This is a genomic window from Enterobacter sp. J49 (assembly GCF_002148625.1).
Lineage (GTDB): Bacteria > Pseudomonadota > Gammaproteobacteria > Enterobacterales > Enterobacteriaceae > Enterobacter > Enterobacter ludwigii.
Window position 1 is genome coordinate 370,653 of record NZ_MWPY01000030.1, and the last position, 17,436, is coordinate 388,088.

Consider the following 17,436-nt stretch of genomic DNA (forward strand, 5'->3'; position numbering starts at 1 on the left):
CACCTCCTGAACGTTACGCCTTGTCATCGTCATATTTGAACGTGAGAAGGAAAATCAGCGCAATCACCGCTGCCGCCACCGCCGGGATCCACCAGAAGGTGACCCACGCCTGCGGCACGGCCTGTCCCGCCACCAGACGGTTATACAGCGCGCCAGAAATCTGCGAACCAAGCAGCATGCCGATGCCGTAGGTGAACATCACGATCATGCTCTGCGCCTGGCCTTTCACCTTTTCGCCCGCCACGCGATCGGTATAGATAAAGCCCACCACAAAGAAGAAGTCATAGCACACACCGTGCAGCAGGATGCCGAGATAGAGCAGGAAACGTCCCTCCTCACTCACCCCCATGGCAAACATCGCGTAACGGACAAACCACGCCAGCATGCCGACCAGCAGCATGACTTTCACGCCCAGACGACGGAAAAGCAGCGGGATCACCAGCATGAAGACAATCTCTGACATCTGGCCGAACGACATCGCGGTGCTGACATCAGCAATCCCGGCATCCGCCAGATACGAGGCGGTGTAAGCATAGTAGGTGCCAAGCGGCACGGAAATCAGCATTGCGCAGACGGAAAAGACCAGGAAGTGGCGGGGTTTCAGCAGGGCAAACGCATCAGCGCAGAACAGATCGCGAACCTGGACCGGCAGCCCTTTTGCCCGGGCGGGCGTGGGCGGCCGCGTCAGGCTGGAGAGCGCCAGCAGCACGGAGCTCGCCGCCGCAACCTGGAAGATCGTGACGCTGGAGGCCACGCCGGTAACGCCGATAAAGATCCCCGCGACAATCCAGCCGATAGTGCCGAACACGCGCACCACCGGGAAGGTTTTATCGACGTTTGCCAGGCTGTGAAACGCGATGTTGTTCGTTAACGCCAGCGTCGGCATATAACAAAGCGTGTAGCCAAACAGCAGGCCGATCAGCAGCGCACCATTTTCAGCGATCAGCGCCCCCGGAACGAACCACAGGATAGCCGCGCCCGCCAGGTGCATTACCGCCATCACCTTCTGCGAGGCGAAGAAGCGATCCACCAGCATCCCGAGCACGAACGGCGACAAAATAGAGGCGATGGGCCCGGCAGAGAACGCATCGCCAATCAGCAACGACATGTTGTGCTGGGTCATCACCAGACCCAGCGTGACCGACCAGCTACCCCAGATAAAAAACTGCAGAAACATCATCAGCGACAGACGCGGAACCAGCAGCCGGTGCTGCGCTATCACCTTTCCACTACTTTCAGTTGTTGACACCATAATGAGCCTCACCCTAGAAAAGTAATCGATTACAAATACCCTCAAATGAAAAGTAATCGATTACAAAATAAAGATCCTGTGGATCAGGAGAGATTTGGGAGAGGGGTCACGATAAAGAGGTTAATCGCGTTGGGATGAGAAACCGGATGGCTCGCCCTCTCCCACCGGGAGAGGGCGGCATGCATTATTGCTTGCGGGAAAGTTTAAACGCCACAAACAGGAAGATGACCCACACCGGGAGCAGCATCGCGGAAAGCCGCATGTCGTCCATGCTGCACATCAGCACAAGGATCAACCCGAGGAAAGCGATGCAGAGATAGTTTCCTGCCGGATAAAGCAGCGCTTTAAACTGCGTCTCACGTCCCTTGCGACGCATCGCGGCACGAAAACGCAGGTGCGCCAGGCAGATCATGATCCAGTTCAGCAGCAGGGTGGCAACCACCAGCGCCATCAGCAGGCCAAACGCCTCTTTTGGCAGCAGGTAGTTGATCACCACCACCAAAGAGGTGATCGCACCGGACAACAGCAGAGAATTCACCGGCACGCCGCGACGGCTGACGCGGGTTAAGAACTTCGGCGCATTCCCCTGCACGGAGAGGCCAAACAGCATCCGGCTGTTGGAGTAGACGCCGCTGTTATAGACCGAAAGTGACGCCACCAGAATAACGAAGTTCAACGCTGAGGCCACCACATTGCTGTTGAGATCGTGGAAAATCATCACAAACGGACTGCTGTTTGATTTCACCTCAACCCAGGGATAGAGCGCGAGCAATACCACCAGCGAACCGATGTAGAACAGCAGAATACGGTACACCACCTGGTTGACCGCTTTCGGAATGCTTTTATGCGGGTCGCGCGCTTCAGCGGCAGTGATACCAATCAGCTCCAGCCCGCCGAAAGAGAACATGATCACCGCCAGCGAAAGGATAAGCCCCTTCCAGCCGGTCGCCAGGAACCCCCCGTGCTGCCACAGGTTGTCGATCGTGGCACGCTCACCGCCATGACCCGAGAACAGCAACCACAGGCCAAAACCGATCATGCCGATAATCGCCAGCACCTTGATGAGCGCAAACCAGAACTCGGTTTCACCGTACAAACGGACGTTCACAAGGTTGATGGCATTGATGATAATGAAGAAGGCCGCCGCCCAAATCCAGGTGGGCACATCCGGGAGCCAGTACTGCATGTAGATGCCAGCAGCGGTCAGCTCTGCCATCCCCACCAGCACAAACATCACCCAGTAGTTCCAGCCGGAGAGGAACCCCGCAAACGGGCCCCAGTATTTATACGCAAAGTGCGCGAACGAGCCTGACACAGGCTCTTCGACGACCATCTCGCCGAGCTGGCGCATGATCAGGAAGGCGATAATCCCGGCGAGGGCATAGCCCAGCAATACCGCCGGCCCCGCCATCTGAATGGCCGGGCCGATGCCGAGAAACAGCCCGGTACCGATAGCCCCACCGAGGGCAATTAACTGTATATGTCGATTTTGCAAACCACGTTGCAGCGTCGGATTCTGTTCCGACGAAGCTTCAGCGCTACCGGTGCCTGAAGCGGATGACGCGTCTTTCACGCCCTACCCCTGTCTCTTTTTTAGAAGGGGCACGTTTTAACACTTCAGGCTGGTGGTAGCAAGGGAATGGGGCATCCCTGCCCCGGATAACGAGCGGCGTTCTCAGAATGCGTAGCCCACCGAGACTTTAAAGGTACGCGGTTCGCCCTGGGTAATGTAGGTACCTGAATCATCCACGCTGGACCAGTAGTTTTCATTGGTCACGTTGTCGATACCCGCACGCACCGTCATCTGATTTTGATTGTGGTTAACGGCGAAGCGATAACGCATACCCAGATCCAGCGTAGTGTAGCTGTCCAGCTTTTTGGTGTTCGCCAGGTCCGCGTATTGCGTGCCGGAGTGGTTCACGCGCGCGGTAGCGGTCAGGCCATCAATCGGTTTGATGTCATACTCTGCGCCCAGAACGGCATAGAAATTCGGAACGCCAATCGCATCATTGCCCTGGTTGAGGCCGTTGTTGGTTTTGGTCAGCTCCGCCTGCAGCCAGGTAGCGCTGGCGTTCAGACGGACGCCCAGCAGGGGCTCACCGAACACATTCAGTTCCACGCCGCGGTTACGCTGCTCGGCATCAAGACCATAATGACCGTTGCTGTTGAGGATCGCCGACGGCATTTTGATCTCAAACAGCGCCAGGGAGCCGCCCACGCGACCAAAATCCGCCTTCACGCCCACTTCGTTCTGCTTAGAGTGAACGATGCCGGTGCTCTGCCCGTAGTTGGTGGCGGTGTTGGGGGCTGCCTGACCCGGCTGCAGCGCTTCGGTGTGGTTGGCATACAGGGAGATCGCCTCCCACGGCTTGTAAACCACGCCGTAGGTAGGCATCCAGCGGCTGCCGTCGAAGCCGTCTGCTTTATTTTCCTGCCCGGTAATTTTGTTGTATCCGCGAATGACCACCTTCTGATGACGCGCCCCGGCGGTAAACAGCAGTTTGTCGTCCAGCACGCCCAGCGTATCACTCAACAGCCAGCCCTGCGTCCGGGTACGCCCGCTGGTGAGCGGATCGCTGTAATTTCCGCCTAAGCCGTTGAAACTGGAGCTGTCCGGCATATCCACACCGGTATTGTGATAGATATTGGTGGTTGGGTTATCCGCCGCCGACGACATTTTCCAGCCGATTTTTTCGTTTTTGGTCATCGCGGAGTAACCGACGTTGACTTTATGCGTTACGAAGCCAGTAGCAAAGTTACCGCGAATACCCGCCATCCCACTGACGGAATCACTGATGCGGTTGGTATCAAGACGGCTGACCGTCGCCTTACCGCTTTTATCCAGCAGCTTCGGCGCGCTGTAAATCCCTTCTTCGTGAGCGTGCTGTGCGCCGAGGCCGGTATAGGCCGTCCAGTTATCGGTAATGTCGTACTCGCTGCGCCACATCCCGAATTCATTTTCGATGTTGCTGTAGGCCCATTTCTGCGAGAAATTGCGATCGTTTTTCGGCGGTTCAGGCACGAAATCCACGGCGGAGATATTGACGCTGGTCGGGCTGCCATGGAAGGTTTTCTTCTGGTACCCCACATCCAGAGAGGTGCGGAAATTGTCGCCTTTGTAGTCGAGGCCGGTGGAGAGCAGCGTGGTGCGGCGGCGATCGTTGGGCACCCCACTTTCCCCTTCGCGATGAACGAGGTTCACGCGCGCGCCAAACTGGTCGTTGTCGCCATAGCGACGGCCCGCATCCAGCGTGGTGCCAAACTGGGAATCAGAGGTGTAATCAACGCCCACTTTTGCCTGCGGCGTTTCATCCGCGTGTTTCGGCTCAAGGTTAATCATTCCCCCCACGCCTGAACTTGCCGCGCCGTTCATCAGGGCGTTTGCCCCTTTAAAAATCTCAATGCGGTCGACCATCTGCGCATCCACCACCTGACGCGGCAGAACGCCGGACAGGCCGCCGAAGGTCATGTCATCTCCGTCAAACTTCAGGCCACGGATACGGAAGGTTTCGGCGCTGTTGCCGTAACCCTGCACGTACTGCACCCCCGCGTCGTTAGCGACCACATCAGCAATGGTTTTCGCCTGCTGATCTTCTACCAGCTTCGAGGTGTAGCTGATGATATTAAACGGCACGTCCATGGCGTTCTGCTGCCCCAGCATCCCCATGCGTCCACCGTTCGCCACCTGCCCGTCAAGGAATGCCGGCACAAGCTGGTCGCCGCCGGGTTTAAAATCGCTGGCAGGCGCAGACTGGACAATCAGGGTGTCTTCTTTCTTTTCATCCACCGCCAGGGCGGAGTGCGTGACCGCGCCAATGGCGAGAGCCAGCAGCGTTTTATGCCTTTTCGTGTTGTTCATAATTAACTCATTAAACGTGCGCGCAAAAAGGGCCCGTTGTCGGGCCTTAGAATGTAATCAAGTGCAATGCAAATGAGAACTATACGCATTACATGATTGTTGGCAAGCGTAAACGCACGTCACTGCGTGAGAAAATCGGTTAACAGGCGCGGGAAATCAGGAGGACATATGGACGGGATAGCGTGGCGCATAACCGCCCCGTTTCCGGGACGGTCTTTCAGGCGCGGCGGGAGAACGATAAAACGCGGGCGGTTCCCGCAACATCAATACGCACAGCCGTACCCGGATTCCAGCCAGGCTGGCTTACGGTCTTCAGAACAACAGGCTCCTGATGCCCGGCAAACGCCAGGGTGAGCGTGGACAAATGACCGGTAAAATCGACATCAATTATCGACACCGGGCTTTCATGCGGCGCGCACGCCGTCACGCGCAGTTGTTCTGGGCGCATCATGACGCGGCCCTGCCCGGTGGCATGCGTATTGTTGGTGGGTATCTCACCCAGCGCGCACACCGCATGGCCGGCGGTAAGCTGAGCGGGCAGGATCACCGCGTCGCCCAGAAACAGCGCGGTCTCTTCATCAACGGGCTGAGTGTAGACGTCATACGGGGTACCCACCTGGGTGAAGCGCCCGGAACGCATTACTGCCACCTGGGTGGCAAAAGATAACGCTTCGTTTTGATCGTGCGTCACCAGAATCGAGGCAACGCCCGCTTCCGCCAGCAGGTCAGCGGTCGCTTTGCGGGTCATGGCACGAAGACCGGTATCGAGCGCCGAGAACGGCTCATCCAGCAGCATCAATGAAGGACGCTGAGCCAGCGCGCGGGCGAGCGCCACACGCTGCTGCTGTCCGCCAGAAATCTCATGCGGCCAGTGGGTCGCGAGCTGCCTGTCCAGCGACACCATCTCCATCAGCGCCTCTACGCGCTGGCGCTTTTCGTGGCGCGTGCCGTCCAGCCCCCAGGCAATGTTGTCTGCAACGCTGAGATGCGGGAATAACGCCCCCTCCTGGGGAACAAAGCCGATGCCGCGCAGATGGGCGGGAACGAAGCTGTTTTCGTCAAACAGCGTTCGGCCCTGCATCACTATCCGCCCGGCGTCCGGCGTTTCAAAGCCGGCAAGAATGCGCAGCAGCGTCGTTTTCCCTGACCCGGACGGCCCGACTATCGCCGTCCGGCTCCCCGGCGCAACGCTCAGGTTTAAGCTGTCGAGCACCTGCACACCGGAAAAGGATTTAGAAATGGACGTTAATTCAAGCATGTCATAGTCCTGCAATTTTTTTCGACTGCACGTAGAGGATGGCGGTCAGCGGGAGTGAAATCAGGATCATCAGCATCGCGTACGGCGCGGCGGCAACATAATCGATCTCACTGGTCAGCGCCCAGAAACCGGTGGAAAGCGTGCGTGTTCCCAGCGGAGAGAGCAGCAGCGTGGCGGTCAGTTCGTTGCTGACGCCGAGAAAAACAAGCGCAGCCCCCGCGGCGGCACCCGGCGCGGCCAGCCGCATGGTGACGCTCCACAGCGCCTTCGCAGGCGTGCTGCCAAGGCTACGCGCCACGTTTTCCAGCTCTACCGGCGCCTGGGCAATCCCGGCCCGCAGGTTGATGAGCGCGCGGGGCATAAACATCAACAGATAGGCGAGGAACAGCGTAATTTCCGTCTGATAAATGGGACGGGCGTAATGAATCGTCACCGTTACCAGCGCGAGAGCGGTCACAATCCCCGGCAGCGAGCTGGTGATGTAGATACACCCTTCCAGCATCCGGAAGACGCGGTGCGGATAACGGATACCAAGCCACGCAATGGGGATCACGCAGGCCGTGGTCAGCAGTGCCCCACCCACGCCGAGCATGAGCGTCTGGCGCAGGGAGAGCCAGAGGTCCGCGCTCATCCAGTTCTCAATACCGCCAAGCCAGACCCAGCGACAGAGCACAATTAACGGTACGCCCAGCGCCAGCACGATCAGCGTGAGGAAAAACAGCTGGCCCAGCGTGGCCGCGACCGGCTTCAGCGGCCAGCGTTTCTGTTCACGTGCGGCCCCGCCGCCGATGCGCGCATAGCGTGCTTTTCCGCGCGTCACCCCTTCCAGCATTAAGATGGCCAGACAGCATAAGGCCAGCACCCCCGCCAGCATATTGGCTGCCGGGCCGCTGAAGGTAGACTGAAACTGGTCATAAATCGCGGTGGTGAACGTATCAAAGCGGATCATCACGTACAGGCCGTATTCCGCCAGCAGGTGCAGCGCGACCAGCAGCGCCCCGCCGCAGATAGCAAGCTTGAGCTGCGGCAACACTACGCGGAAAAAGACCCGCCACGGCGGCGTGCCGAGCGACGCGGCCACATCTTCAAGCGTCGGGTCGAGGCGGCGCAGTACCGCGGCAACCGGCATGTAGATAAACGGGTAGTAGGCTAAAACAGAGAGAAATACTCCCGCGGAAAGACCGTGCAGGGAGGGGACGACGCTCACCCAGGCATAGCTTTGTACAAACGCGGGGATTGCCAGCGGGGCGACCGCCAGCGCAGACCATATTCCCCGCCCGGCCAGCCGGGTACGCTCCGTGAGCCAGGCTATCGCCACGCCGGTCACAATACAAAGCGGAACCGCTAAGGCCGTCAGCCACAGCGTGTTGCTGAGCAGTTCAGCAACACGCGGGCGGAACACCAGCGTCTTAATGGTCTCCCAGCCCGTCTCAATGCCAATGGCAATGATAAAACCCAGAGGCAGAAGCGCCATTAATGAAAATAAGACAGCTAACGCAACCATCGGCAGCGCAGGTCGCCTGCGGGCAGGCTCCTGCATCCTGTTTTTTCCGATGTCGAGACTCAGACCAGACATAAGGCGTTCACTTAACTCTCAGGATCACAGCAGGCCGGCTTGCGTCATCAGCTCGATAACTTTTTTGCTGTTAAGCGTTGAAGGTTCCACTTTCGGCGCATCCAGATCTTTCAGCGGAACCAGTTTCGGGTTAGAGGCCGCGTTCACGCCAACCGCATATTCAAACGCGTTGTTGGTGCGCAGGCTCTCCTGACCTTCTTTACCGGTGATCCACTTGATGAATGCCTGAGCCTGTTCTTTGTGTTTGCTGGACGCCAGTACGCCACCGCCGGAAAGGCTGACAAAGGCACCCGGATCCTGATGTTTGAAGTAGTAGAGTTGGGTGTTTTTGCTGTTTTCACCCGTTTTGGACTGATCGACAAAACGGTAGTAGTGATAAATCACACCGCCATCAATCTGGCCGGCGTTAACGGCTTTCATCACGGTGCTGTTACCTTTGTAGGCCACAAAATTGGTTTTCATCGCCTTCAGCCACTCAAGGGTAGCCTGCTCGCCTTTCAGGGCCAGCATCGCACTCACGATCGCCTGGAAATCCGCGCCTGAGGGCGATGCCGCCCAGCGGCCTTTCCACTCAGGTTTCGCCAGATCCATCAGCGATGTTGGCAATTGCTGTTCGCTCAATTTTTCCGGGTTATAGACAAACACCGTGCTACGCGCAGCAATCCCGATCCAGCGGCCGTGCGCAGGACGAAATTCCGCAGGCACCTGCTTCAGGGTCTCTGCATCCAGTGGCGCGAACAGTTTGGCATTATCCACCAGAACCATTGATGGCGAGTTTTCCGTCAGAAACACGTCTGCAGGTGATGCCGTGCCTTCCTGAACCAGCTGGTTACCCAACTCGCTGTCATCGCCATTACGCAGCGTCACCTTAATACCCGTTTCTTTGGTAAAACCGTCAACCCACGCCTTCACCAGATTTTCATGCTGCGCGTTATAAACAACGATACCTTCGTTGTTATCAGCGGCAAATGCTTGTGTGGAAAGGAAAAGAGATGAAGACAACAAGGCAAGCGAGAAGCATGACAACAGGCGAGAATTCATGAACATATCCTTTATAGACCAGGGTGATTTACCACGCATAGCGTTGTGGGACAGGATTAAAGCATACAAAAACGCTAATGATAATTAGTATCAATCAAGTTTAGTCGTAAAAGTGTAAAATATTCTTATACAGCGGATAAATATGATAAAAATCCAGATTATAAAAATGGATGAAATAAAGATTAAGAAAACCTTAGGCTGGAAAAATAACAAATATTCATTAGCGTTCTATTTATTTCCCGATTATTTAATCGACAGAATGAGATCGGCATAAACGTGTATTTAGCGTAAAACGGGAGAGTGGAAGCGAAAAAGGGTGAAGGCAGTAAATGGCACGCCCTGTAGGATTCGAACCTACGACCTACGGCTTAGAAGGCCGTTGCTCTATCCAACTGAGCTAAGGGCGCACTGAGAAGAGTGAACTTCGCGGTGGTGAAACGCCTGGAATTATACGGTCAATGACAGGTGAGTCAATGCCTTTTCGGCTTTCAGGGGCAATTACCGCTAGCCGATTGTAAATACGGCTGTTTTTTCAACATTCATCGCTTTTCCGTCGTAGAATTTCGCGCTGCGAAAAGGCTTAGTTGCATTTAAGTAACGCCTGCTGTTTTCCTGAGCGTCAGCTCGTCACACTAGTGTGAGGTATCCCGGCCGCCTGGAGGCTGACAGACAACAGGACCATGGAGTGACAGCGCAAAACCTGACCTATACGCCCCCCCGGTTACAGTACCTTTCTCAGGACATCGTCGGCATCAAACTTGAGCCCATCGTCGCCCTCTCCTCTTTACGCAGGGTCGGCGTGGAGGTCCTTAGCGTCCTGTCTGAAACGCAGCATAGCGAAGCCTTTTTCCGCCATCAGTCTGCAGACTGGTCGATAACGCTGCTTGAAGCACAGCTCACCGCGTTAAAAAATACCCCGCACTGTAATAATTTTTTCATTAATCTGCCGATAACCGTCCTGACAGAGCCCGACGCTTTTCAGCGGCTTAGCCGGATAAAATGTCCGCCGCTGAATATTGAACTTGTCGACCCCAGTGCTTTTTTAACGCTGTCAGCCGCGCAGAGGCAGACCGTTACCCGGAGCCTGTTGCAGCTCATAAGACAAGGTCACGGTATCTGGCTGGATGACATTGATGAAACACTCATCCCGCCCTTTTTATCCTGCCGGTTACCGTTAAGCGGCGTAAAAATCGATAAGGATGCATTCTGGCGTTTACGCGCCACGCCCGCGCTAAGGCAACTGGTGTCCCGGTGCTTTCAGCTTGCCGGGAAAGTGCTTATTGAAGGTATTGAGACTGAGCAGGATTGTACCTGGGCACTGCAGGCAGGCGCAGAACTCGGCCAGGGCTATTACTGGCCGTCCTGGACATGGCCGGAGGATTAAAAAGCCATTTCCAGGGGGGAGGCCATGCGAATGACAGTGCGCCGTTACCGGCGGCGGCGTACAGGAAGTGATGCACTGGGATTTACGCGCTCGCCTTTTGCTCCCCCCTTCTTCGACCGGCTCGAATTTTTGAGTCAGTCCATCAGCCAGCCCCGCAAAACAGACGCTCCGTTTATCATTCTGGTGACGGAGGATCATTTTCTGCGCACCGGTTTTCTCAACGGCCAATTTCCCCTGAGCAGCTGTTGCGACTATCCCACGCTGGAGGATGCGTTTAGCGCCCTGGCCCAGTGGCCATCCGCCCGTCTGGTGGTGGATATTGAAAGCCGCTCCACTGCGCTGATCGACAAGCTGGATCAGCTCAGAAGGCATAGCCTCTATCCCCCTTTTCTGACGCCCTATCTGTTAGTCAGGGCGGATAATTACGATACTCGCCTGTTCTGCAAAGCGGCGGGCCCTTTTCACGTACTCGAACGTCAGCTGACGCCGTCTGCTTTCCAGCACAGCCTGATGGATACCAGCCCTCCCCAGGGCTGCGATAAAGACTGGTTCTCCCGCACCGAATGGCCTATTTTGCAGGAGTTATCGCGGGGGAAGACCCTTCGCCAGATAGCGTTGATGCAGAATCGCCCCTATAGCCGCATTATCTATCGTCTCAGCTGCATTCTGTTGAAACTGGGTCTGACCCATCGCCAGGAACTGCTGCACCTTCTCAATAACCTCTCAGACTGCACCTTCTAACCCACCCACTAAGCCCTTATTTCCTAAAGACCTTTAGGAATTTACTTATCAATCATGTTACTTATTTGTTAAATTTTAACAATAATTTCAATTTTATAACTATTCCTAATTTACGGGCTTAAACCATGTGAAATGTCACAGAATGAATAATCTGCAGCACTTTCCTCCGTGCGTTAAGTGTTTGATAAAGGAGTTAATAAGACGATAATGATGTAAAAACAAGCGGCTCGGCGAGACTGCCCGGCAGTCGAAAGCGAAGTCTGTAGTATGTTCTGCTGTACGATGGGTGCCCTTTCCGGCGGCGACCCGATCACTTTCAAACGAAGGTCTGGTGCCCTCTATGAACACTTTTTCGCCATCCGATCCCGCTTTCAGCCCCTGAAAACGGCCGTCGATTTGTTAACATTTGATCAACATACAGTGTGATATGTCATTTTTTGTTATTACATAAAGATCAAAAGATGCGGTAAATGGGATAACAGGATATTTAAGCTAATTTTAAAAAAATAGCTATTCGGATCCAGAAGATAATACAAAGTAATAAGCGAGGGGTAATTTACAGGGTTTTCGGAAAAAACTTACACGGTATAATAAGACGCGTATCAAATATGAATAAGAAAAACCTTTTTGCCAACACCAGCCAAATGAGATGACCGCGCTGAGGCATAGATTTCTTCACTACGTTAACAAGGATGCTTTCGCTCTTTCCAGGGAAATACTACGGTATAAGGATCTGCACATTTATCCTTCCGGCATTTCGAGAGTTTTAACCAAACTCGGCATAACGCTTTTAACAGTCTGAGGCATTAAAAATGAAACCGGCATCCGTTATCATTATGGACGAACACCCTATCGTCAGAATGTCGATAGAAGTCCTGCTACAGAAAAATAAAAACATCACAGTCAAACTCAAATCTGGCGACAGCCATGAAGTCCTTGACTGTATCCGTAACCACCCTATCGATCTGGTGATCCTGGACATCGAACTTACGGGCACAGATGGCTTCGCTTTACTGAAGAGAATCAGAAACTTAAATAAAGACATCAAGGTCCTGTTCCTCTCTTCAAAATCCGAGTCTTTTTACGCGGGACGCGCCATTCGCGCCGGGGCAAATGGTTTTGTCAGTAAACGAAAAGATTTGGGCGAGATCTACAACGCCGTTGAAATGATCCTGATGGGCTATTCTTTTTTCCCGTCGGAAACGTTGAATTTTATAAACCATTTGGGTTCGGGGAAAGGGATGGTCGCGGATATGCCATTATCGAATCGTGAGGTGACGGTATTACGTTACCTGGCAAATGGTTTATCCAATAAGGAGATTGCAGAGCAGTTGCTATTAAGCAACAAAACCATCAGCGCACATAAATCCAATATTTATTCCAAGCTGGGTGTGCAAAGCATCGTTGAATTAATTGATTATGCCAAAGCACACGAACTGCTATAACCTGAATTCACTCCCTGCAGCTTATCCGAGCTGCAGGGAGTGCGGTCAGCGCTAATTATAATTAATCATGAAGGTGGCATCAGCATCAGCCCGTCCGGGCTGAGGGTTATCAGCAGTGGCAATATAATTGGCATAAAATGACAATGTCGCATTTCCCTGCGCATCAACCGCTACCGGCTGGCTGGCCTCCTGAAGTGCCAGACGCGTTTTATCCGCATCCCTGATCTCGACGGCAACGTTGCTTGCCGTACTGGCGTCATTGAGCGCCAGTAACCCGTTATTGCTTCCGTCGGCTTTACCCGAAAACGTGATGGACGCCGCACCAGGCGGACAGCCGGTCAGCTTCAGCGTAAACGGCATGGGCTGCGTGCGGCTTCCCGTGGTGCTGAGCTGTTTCGTGGGCCAGGTTCCCAGCGTGACGGTCTTGTCGCTATCGCTGCCCTCGGCCACACAGGTAAAATCAACAATGTTGCCGTACATCTGAATATTGATCTCCCCCAGCGCAGTGGCTGCCTGCGCGCTGGCGTGAAGCATCATCAGTGTCATTGCGGCGAAATGCCAGTTCCGGTTCCGCATCTCTTCCCCTTAATCGTAATCCACACGCAGATAACCCCGTGACGTGAAACGGCCTTCCGCAGGCTTATTCCCCGTCACGCTGACCGGCCAGACCCGGATCCCCACCTGCGCCTGCGCACTGTCGTCGAGCCGGAACGGAATTTTGCTGGTCAGGTTGTTGGGTGTTAGCGGGGTACCGCTTTCGTTGGCAATCACAAACCCCACATCGGGGTTATCCGACACCACCGCGTTGCTGGAGACCTTTTCTGCCTCAACGCGCATCGTCAGCATTGCGTTCGCTTCCACGTTGGTGCATTTGATGGCGATGGTTTTGCTTTGCGCGGTTACCCCTTCCGGTTTGTTACCCGCCCCGGCCTTGCTGAACAGGGAGGCCCCGATATCGCCGAAGTCAAACTCCACGATATTCCCCGCATTGATGGCACAGCTTTGCGGCACCTGAATGGTCCCGCTGTAGCTGATAGTGTAGACCGGCGAGGTTAACGGATCAGAAGAGGTAGTGGTGACATAGACGCGGAACATGGTCGCCCGCGGGATCACCACCATATTTATAAACCGTCGGGTCACTTTGAGGCGAAAGACGAGGCTAGAATCCTGAACGCCAAACGGTTTGTTTTTAGAGACGTTCGGGTGACTCCCCATCTGGATGTAACTTTTGGGCGGATAAAATACGCCAGCAAAGCTGTCCGTAATTTTCATTGCCCCATCCAGATAGTCGTTTAGCTTCAGGTACTGATAGCCATCACTTGTTCCCGTGACCGGGTAATCGGTAACATAACTACGTTTGGTTGTGTTCCCGGTGGTGCCCTTCGGGCAGACGGCATTCACCCCCACCCACTGCGATTTCTCGCTGAGCGTCACCACCTGTCCGATCTGGTTATTCGAACTGTTAAATTTATCCGTCAGGTCGTAATGCACCTCCGTAGGGACGCCCTTTTCATTCACACACACGGTGGCTAAGGCATTCCCCACGGGCAAAATAGAGAGAAGTGATAAAGCCAGGCAATGGATTTTACTCACAGCGAATCCCCTTAAGTGTGATTGCCTGTTGCAGGCTCTTTTCTGGCAAGCTGTAGTGCGCACGACACTGGGATTGCATCCCGCTGCCCCACTGGATCAGCAGTTCACCTTCCAGCGGCAGGCCGCTCAGGTAAATCTGTCCGTCATCGCCCACCATACTGGTGACGCCGCTCTGGGTTTCACGCACCACGGCACCGAATGGCACAGGCTGGTTGCCGCGCGTGACGGTCAGCAGGGCGCGCACGCCAATACGGGTATCAAAGCTGGCGCGCACCAGCGCCCCTTTTGTCGGCACCACGCTGCTCACGTTATTTTCGATATCGGTGTTATTGCTCATGGTGTTGGTATCCAGCGCCACGCGGTTATAGCGGTAGACGGTGGCATACGGCATCACCGCATAGCCACGCCAGTCGGTTTTCACACCGGTCTGGTTTTCCACGCTCACGCCCGATGCTCCCGGCGCTTTGATCAGAACGTTGGTATCACCCAGCGGCTGGCTGAAGGTTACGCCATCCGCATGGCCGACCACGCCGCCGGAGAGCTGCCAGTTGAGATCGTGCTGGTCGCGTGCGTAGTTGTAGCCAACACCCAGCGTGCCGTAGGTTGCCTGCCAGTTCGCGCTGGCGCTTCCGCTTGAGCCGTTATTGCTGGTGTGGCCCTGGGTCACGCTGTAGTTCAGGTTGCGATCTTCCAGCAACGTCCCACTGACCCCGGTTTGCCAGCTTGTGTCGCCATCACTATTACGGCTGGCTGACGCCGTGGCATAGGCGCGGTCAATGGCGCTGTCCCGACGAAAACCCTGGCGGGTAAAGAGGCTGAACGGTACGGAGACGTTAAACGACGCGATTCGGTCCGTGCCGTCTATCCCGACCGATTTGTTCCATGACCAGGACACGGAGTAGTTGACGCCCTTCACGCCACCCGCGTACCCCAGCTGATACCAGAGGTTGGACTCATCGGTGCCCCAGTACGTCTGTTCACTACCGGAGATATAGACCGAGCCGTAATCCCCCAGCGACTGGGAAATATTGAGCTGGAAGCGCCCTTTTTTATTCCACGTCAGGTTGTGATAACTCTCCACATCCGGCACACCGTCATCATCCTGGTTGTCGGCATACTGGTAGCCTTCCATTGAACGCCACGCGACATCGTCCAGGGTGTAGAACCCTTTTGTGGAGTAGCGGTAGCCCAGCAGCTGGAAGTTGGTTCCGAATCCGTTAAGCGATTTTGCATAGAGGAAACGCAGCGACTGCCCTTCATGGCGGCTGTCATCCGCGAGCTGGCTGCGGGCATGGGTGATATCGAGCGACACCGCCCCCCAGTCACCGAGGTTTTTCCCGGCCCCGATGGCCACCGCGGTATAACGTGACGCCAGCTGGGTACCGCCGTACAGCGTGTAGCCGTCGCCAAGCCCGGTAATCAACGTACCCTGCGTGAAGAATGGCGTATCCTGTTCGCTGTTGCCGCTGCGGTAATCCCCGGCCACCAGGTCATACTTCCAGCGCCCTTCGCGCTGCAGGAGGGGCACGGTGGAATACGGCACGGTATAGCGCTGCTGGCTGCCATCCTTCTCTTCAACCGTCACCTCAAGGTCACCGCTTGACGAGGTTGGGTTAAGATCGGTGATGGCAAAGGCGCCAGGCTGTACATAGCTTTGATAGATAACGTAGCCGTTTTGTCGAACGACCACTTTGGCGGGCGTTCGGGCGATGCCGCGAACGGTTGGTGCGTAGCCCTGCAGGCTGTCCGGGTACATGCTGTCAGACGAGAAGAGCCGCCCGCCGCGAAAGCCCACGCTGTCGAAAACGTCATTACCGGTATTGCTGTCGCCCAGCACCAGCTCGCTTTTCAGCGGGATCACGGTGCGCTGCGCCCAGGTGCCAATATTCTGCCAGTTGCTGTGCCGCTGCCCGTTATTCTGCGTGTAACGCCATGCGCCATTATTGCGTAAACGCCACGCGCCATAGTTCAGCCCGCTCTGCAGGTTCAGATAATAGCTGTCGTCCTCGCTCCCGCGGTTGCCGGTAAAGCTGTAGTTCACCAGCGCGGCAGGGATCCCTTCATCCCATTGATCGGGCGGAATGTAGCCGCGTGCGCTGTTCTGCATCGCCACCTGTGGCAGGCTGATATTCAGGCGCAGCGAGGCGAAGTTGAACGCGATCTCACTGCCGGGAATAGCCTTCGCCAGGGGAATACAGGTCTCCCCTTTCACGTTAACCAGCTCAGGAAAGGCCGCGATATTGACGCCAAAACGCTCCAGCATCACGCGCGTAATGCACGGCGACAGCCCACCGGCAACCGGCGGTGTATTGTCGGCCTGCTCGAAGCGCACATCCTGCGTCGCGATAAACTCATCGTTACGCCAGATATCCACGCGATAAACGCCAGGCGCCTGCTGGTGACCTTGTTCAAAACGCGATAAATCCGCCACGTTGGCGGTGTCATCGGACAAGAAGGCCGGGTTAAAGTAGCTTTCGCTCCAGCCAGCCTGTGGCCAGAGCGCTGCCATCAGCGCCAGTGCGACCGGGCAGTAACGTCCCTGGTGATTATTCATCGCCCTGACTCTGCTCACAGGTTGACGCTACGCGCCGGCGTAATGGCACCGTAGTCATTCACGCTCTGCCAGGAGAGCGTACCGCTTGCGGCGGCTGGCAGTACCTGCTGCGCCGAGTTTTTAGGCGCAACCATCAGGTTATCCAGCGTCTGTCCGCCCAGCTTCATATTGACCAGCGTGATGTAATACGGCGAAGCGTTACTGACTTTGAGGTGGTTGCCGACGCGCTCAAAACGCAGCTGCGAGAGCGCCTCTTCCGGCTGCATCGGCAGATTTGTCGGGCGGACAAACAGCTTGATCCGCGACAGGATAGCCAGCTGCAGCACGTTATTGTTTTCCGTTTTCGCTTTGTTCACGGACGGGATCGCTTTCACGTTCATGTAGAAGAGCGATTCACGATCGGCAGGCAGCGCGGGCCCGGCATAAATAATGCGCAGCGTATTTTCGCTGTCCGGCTCGCTGACAAACAGCGGCGGGGTCACGGCAAAGGTTTTTTCTTTTTGCCCGTTCGCATTTTCGATCCACGCGTTGATTAAATAGCGCTCTTGTTTATTGCTGTTGGTGATCGCCAGCGAAGTTTGCTTTGCATCTGCCGGATAAATAACGCGGGTGGCCCCCAGCGCAATACCGCCGGAAGCATTTGCGCATGCAGAAACCATCATTAAAATTAACGATAAAAACAGTCCTGGTTTAATTAGGGTATTCATCACAACCGTACCTTTAATAATGTGTT

General features: G+C 55.3%; 13 protein-coding genes and 1 tRNA gene. 3 read left to right on the forward strand and 11 right to left on the reverse strand.

The window, feature by feature from the left end:
* Window positions 1-13: 13 nt before the first annotated feature.
* From BJP35_RS10605 to BJP35_RS10635, 7 genes are all read right to left on the reverse strand, one after another.
* Window positions 14-1,252 (reverse strand): MFS transporter, encoded by a 1,239-nt coding sequence (locus BJP35_RS10605; protein WP_086463090.1) that lies wholly within the window; start codon window positions 1,250-1,252, stop codon window positions 14-16.
* A 184-nt stretch (window positions 1,253-1,436) separates the two neighbouring features.
* Complete coding sequence (pheP, locus tag BJP35_RS10610; protein ID WP_059306883.1) at window positions 1,437-2,825, reverse strand: phenylalanine transporter; 1,389 nt, start codon at window positions 2,823-2,825, stop codon at window positions 1,437-1,439.
* 102 nt (window positions 2,826-2,927) lie between these two features.
* Window positions 2,928-5,111 carry a TonB-dependent siderophore receptor gene (locus BJP35_RS10615; protein ID WP_086463091.1) on the reverse strand — a complete coding sequence of 728 codons (2,184 nt, stop codon included), beginning with the start codon at window positions 5,109-5,111 and terminating at the stop codon, window positions 2,928-2,930.
* A 217-nt stretch (window positions 5,112-5,328) separates the two neighbouring features.
* Complete coding sequence (locus BJP35_RS10620) at window positions 5,329-6,369, reverse strand: ABC transporter ATP-binding protein (RefSeq protein WP_025204783.1); 1,041 nt, start codon at window positions 6,367-6,369, stop codon at window positions 5,329-5,331.
* A gap of 1 nt (window position 6,370) precedes the next feature.
* Window positions 6,371-7,945: an iron ABC transporter permease gene (locus BJP35_RS10625; protein WP_047744083.1), complete on the reverse strand. Its 1,575-nt coding sequence runs from the start codon at window positions 7,943-7,945 to the stop codon at window positions 6,371-6,373.
* A 24-nt stretch (window positions 7,946-7,969) separates the two neighbouring features.
* The gene (locus tag BJP35_RS10630; RefSeq protein WP_020885149.1) at window positions 7,970-8,986 is read right to left on the reverse strand and encodes an iron ABC transporter substrate-binding protein; all 1,017 of its coding nucleotides are present in this window, start codon (window positions 8,984-8,986) and stop codon (window positions 7,970-7,972) included.
* Window positions 8,987-9,316: 330 nt separating this feature from the next.
* Window positions 9,317-9,393: transfer RNA gene (locus BJP35_RS10635), tRNA-Arg, on the reverse strand.
* 278 nt (window positions 9,394-9,671) lie between these two features.
* On the opposite strand from BJP35_RS10635, the gene BJP35_RS10640 reads away from it, so the two are divergent.
* The 3 genes from BJP35_RS10640 (at window position 9,672) to fimZ (ending at window position 12,556) form a co-directional block, all read left to right on the forward strand.
* Window positions 9,672-10,370 (forward strand): EAL domain-containing protein, encoded by a 699-nt coding sequence (locus tag BJP35_RS10640; RefSeq protein ID WP_047744085.1) that lies wholly within the window; start codon window positions 9,672-9,674, stop codon window positions 10,368-10,370.
* A gap of 24 nt (window positions 10,371-10,394) precedes the next feature.
* A complete protein-coding gene (locus BJP35_RS10645; protein ID WP_032677572.1) occupies window positions 10,395-11,111 on the forward strand; it encodes a response regulator transcription factor in 717 nt (238 codons plus the stop codon).
* Window positions 11,112-11,923: 812 nt separating this feature from the next.
* A complete protein-coding gene (fimZ, locus tag BJP35_RS10655) occupies window positions 11,924-12,556 on the forward strand; it encodes a fimbria biosynthesis transcriptional regulator FimZ (protein ID WP_014168952.1) in 633 nt (210 codons plus the stop codon).
* Between the two features lie 51 nt (window positions 12,557-12,607).
* Here fimZ and sfmF read toward each other — a convergent pair whose 3' ends face one another.
* Genes sfmF through fimC form a run of 4 tightly spaced genes read right to left on the reverse strand, consistent with a single transcriptional unit; the run spans window position 12,608 to window position 17,410 of the window.
* Window positions 12,608-13,132 (reverse strand): fimbria assembly protein, encoded by a 525-nt coding sequence (sfmF, locus tag BJP35_RS10660; protein ID WP_032681530.1) that lies wholly within the window; start codon window positions 13,130-13,132, stop codon window positions 12,608-12,610.
* 9 nt (window positions 13,133-13,141) lie between these two features.
* Window positions 13,142-14,149, reverse strand: a complete 1,008-nt coding sequence (gene fimH, locus BJP35_RS10665; protein ID WP_020885154.1) for a type 1 fimbria D-mannose specific adhesin FimH — start codon at window positions 14,147-14,149, stop codon at window positions 13,142-13,144.
* Window positions 14,142-16,703 (reverse strand): fimbrial biogenesis usher protein, encoded by a 2,562-nt coding sequence (locus BJP35_RS10670; protein ID WP_047744089.1) that lies wholly within the window; start codon window positions 16,701-16,703, stop codon window positions 14,142-14,144. The genes fimH and BJP35_RS10670 overlap by 8 nt, the downstream gene beginning before the upstream one ends.
* Before the next feature lie 14 nt (window positions 16,704-16,717).
* Window positions 16,718-17,410 (reverse strand): type 1 fimbria chaperone FimC, encoded by a 693-nt coding sequence (gene fimC, locus BJP35_RS10675; protein ID WP_020885156.1) that lies wholly within the window; start codon window positions 17,408-17,410, stop codon window positions 16,718-16,720.
* Window positions 17,411-17,436: the final 26 nt, after the last annotated feature.

Excerpts from the sequence above, each read along its gene's own strand:
- BJP35_RS10605 (WP_086463090.1), bottom strand. The coding sequence starts at position 1,252 with ATGGTGTCAACAACTGAAAGTAGTGGAAAGGTGATAGCGCAGCACCGG.
- BJP35_RS10615 (WP_086463091.1), bottom strand. The coding sequence starts at position 5,111 with ATGAACAACACGAAAAGGCATAAAACGCTGCTGGCTCTCGCCATTGGC.
- BJP35_RS10620 (WP_025204783.1), bottom strand. The coding sequence starts at position 6,369 with ATGCTTGAATTAACGTCCATTTCTAAATCCTTTTCCGGTGTGCAGGTG.
- BJP35_RS10625 (WP_047744083.1), bottom strand. The coding sequence starts at position 7,945 with ATGTCTGGTCTGAGTCTCGACATCGGAAAAAACAGGATGCAGGAGCCT.
- BJP35_RS10630 (WP_020885149.1), bottom strand. The coding sequence starts at position 8,986 with ATGAATTCTCGCCTGTTGTCATGCTTCTCGCTTGCCTTGTTGTCTTCA.
- BJP35_RS10645 (WP_032677572.1), top strand. The coding sequence starts at position 10,395 with ATGCGAATGACAGTGCGCCGTTACCGGCGGCGGCGTACAGGAAGTGAT.
- fimZ (WP_014168952.1), top strand. The coding sequence starts at position 11,924 with ATGAAACCGGCATCCGTTATCATTATGGACGAACACCCTATCGTCAGA.
- sfmF (WP_032681530.1), bottom strand. The coding sequence starts at position 13,132 with ATGCGGAACCGGAACTGGCATTTCGCCGCAATGACACTGATGATGCTT.
- BJP35_RS10670 (WP_047744089.1), bottom strand. The coding sequence starts at position 16,703 with ATGAATAATCACCAGGGACGTTACTGCCCGGTCGCACTGGCGCTGATG.
- fimC (WP_020885156.1), bottom strand. The coding sequence starts at position 17,410 with ATGAATACCCTAATTAAACCAGGACTGTTTTTATCGTTAATTTTAATG.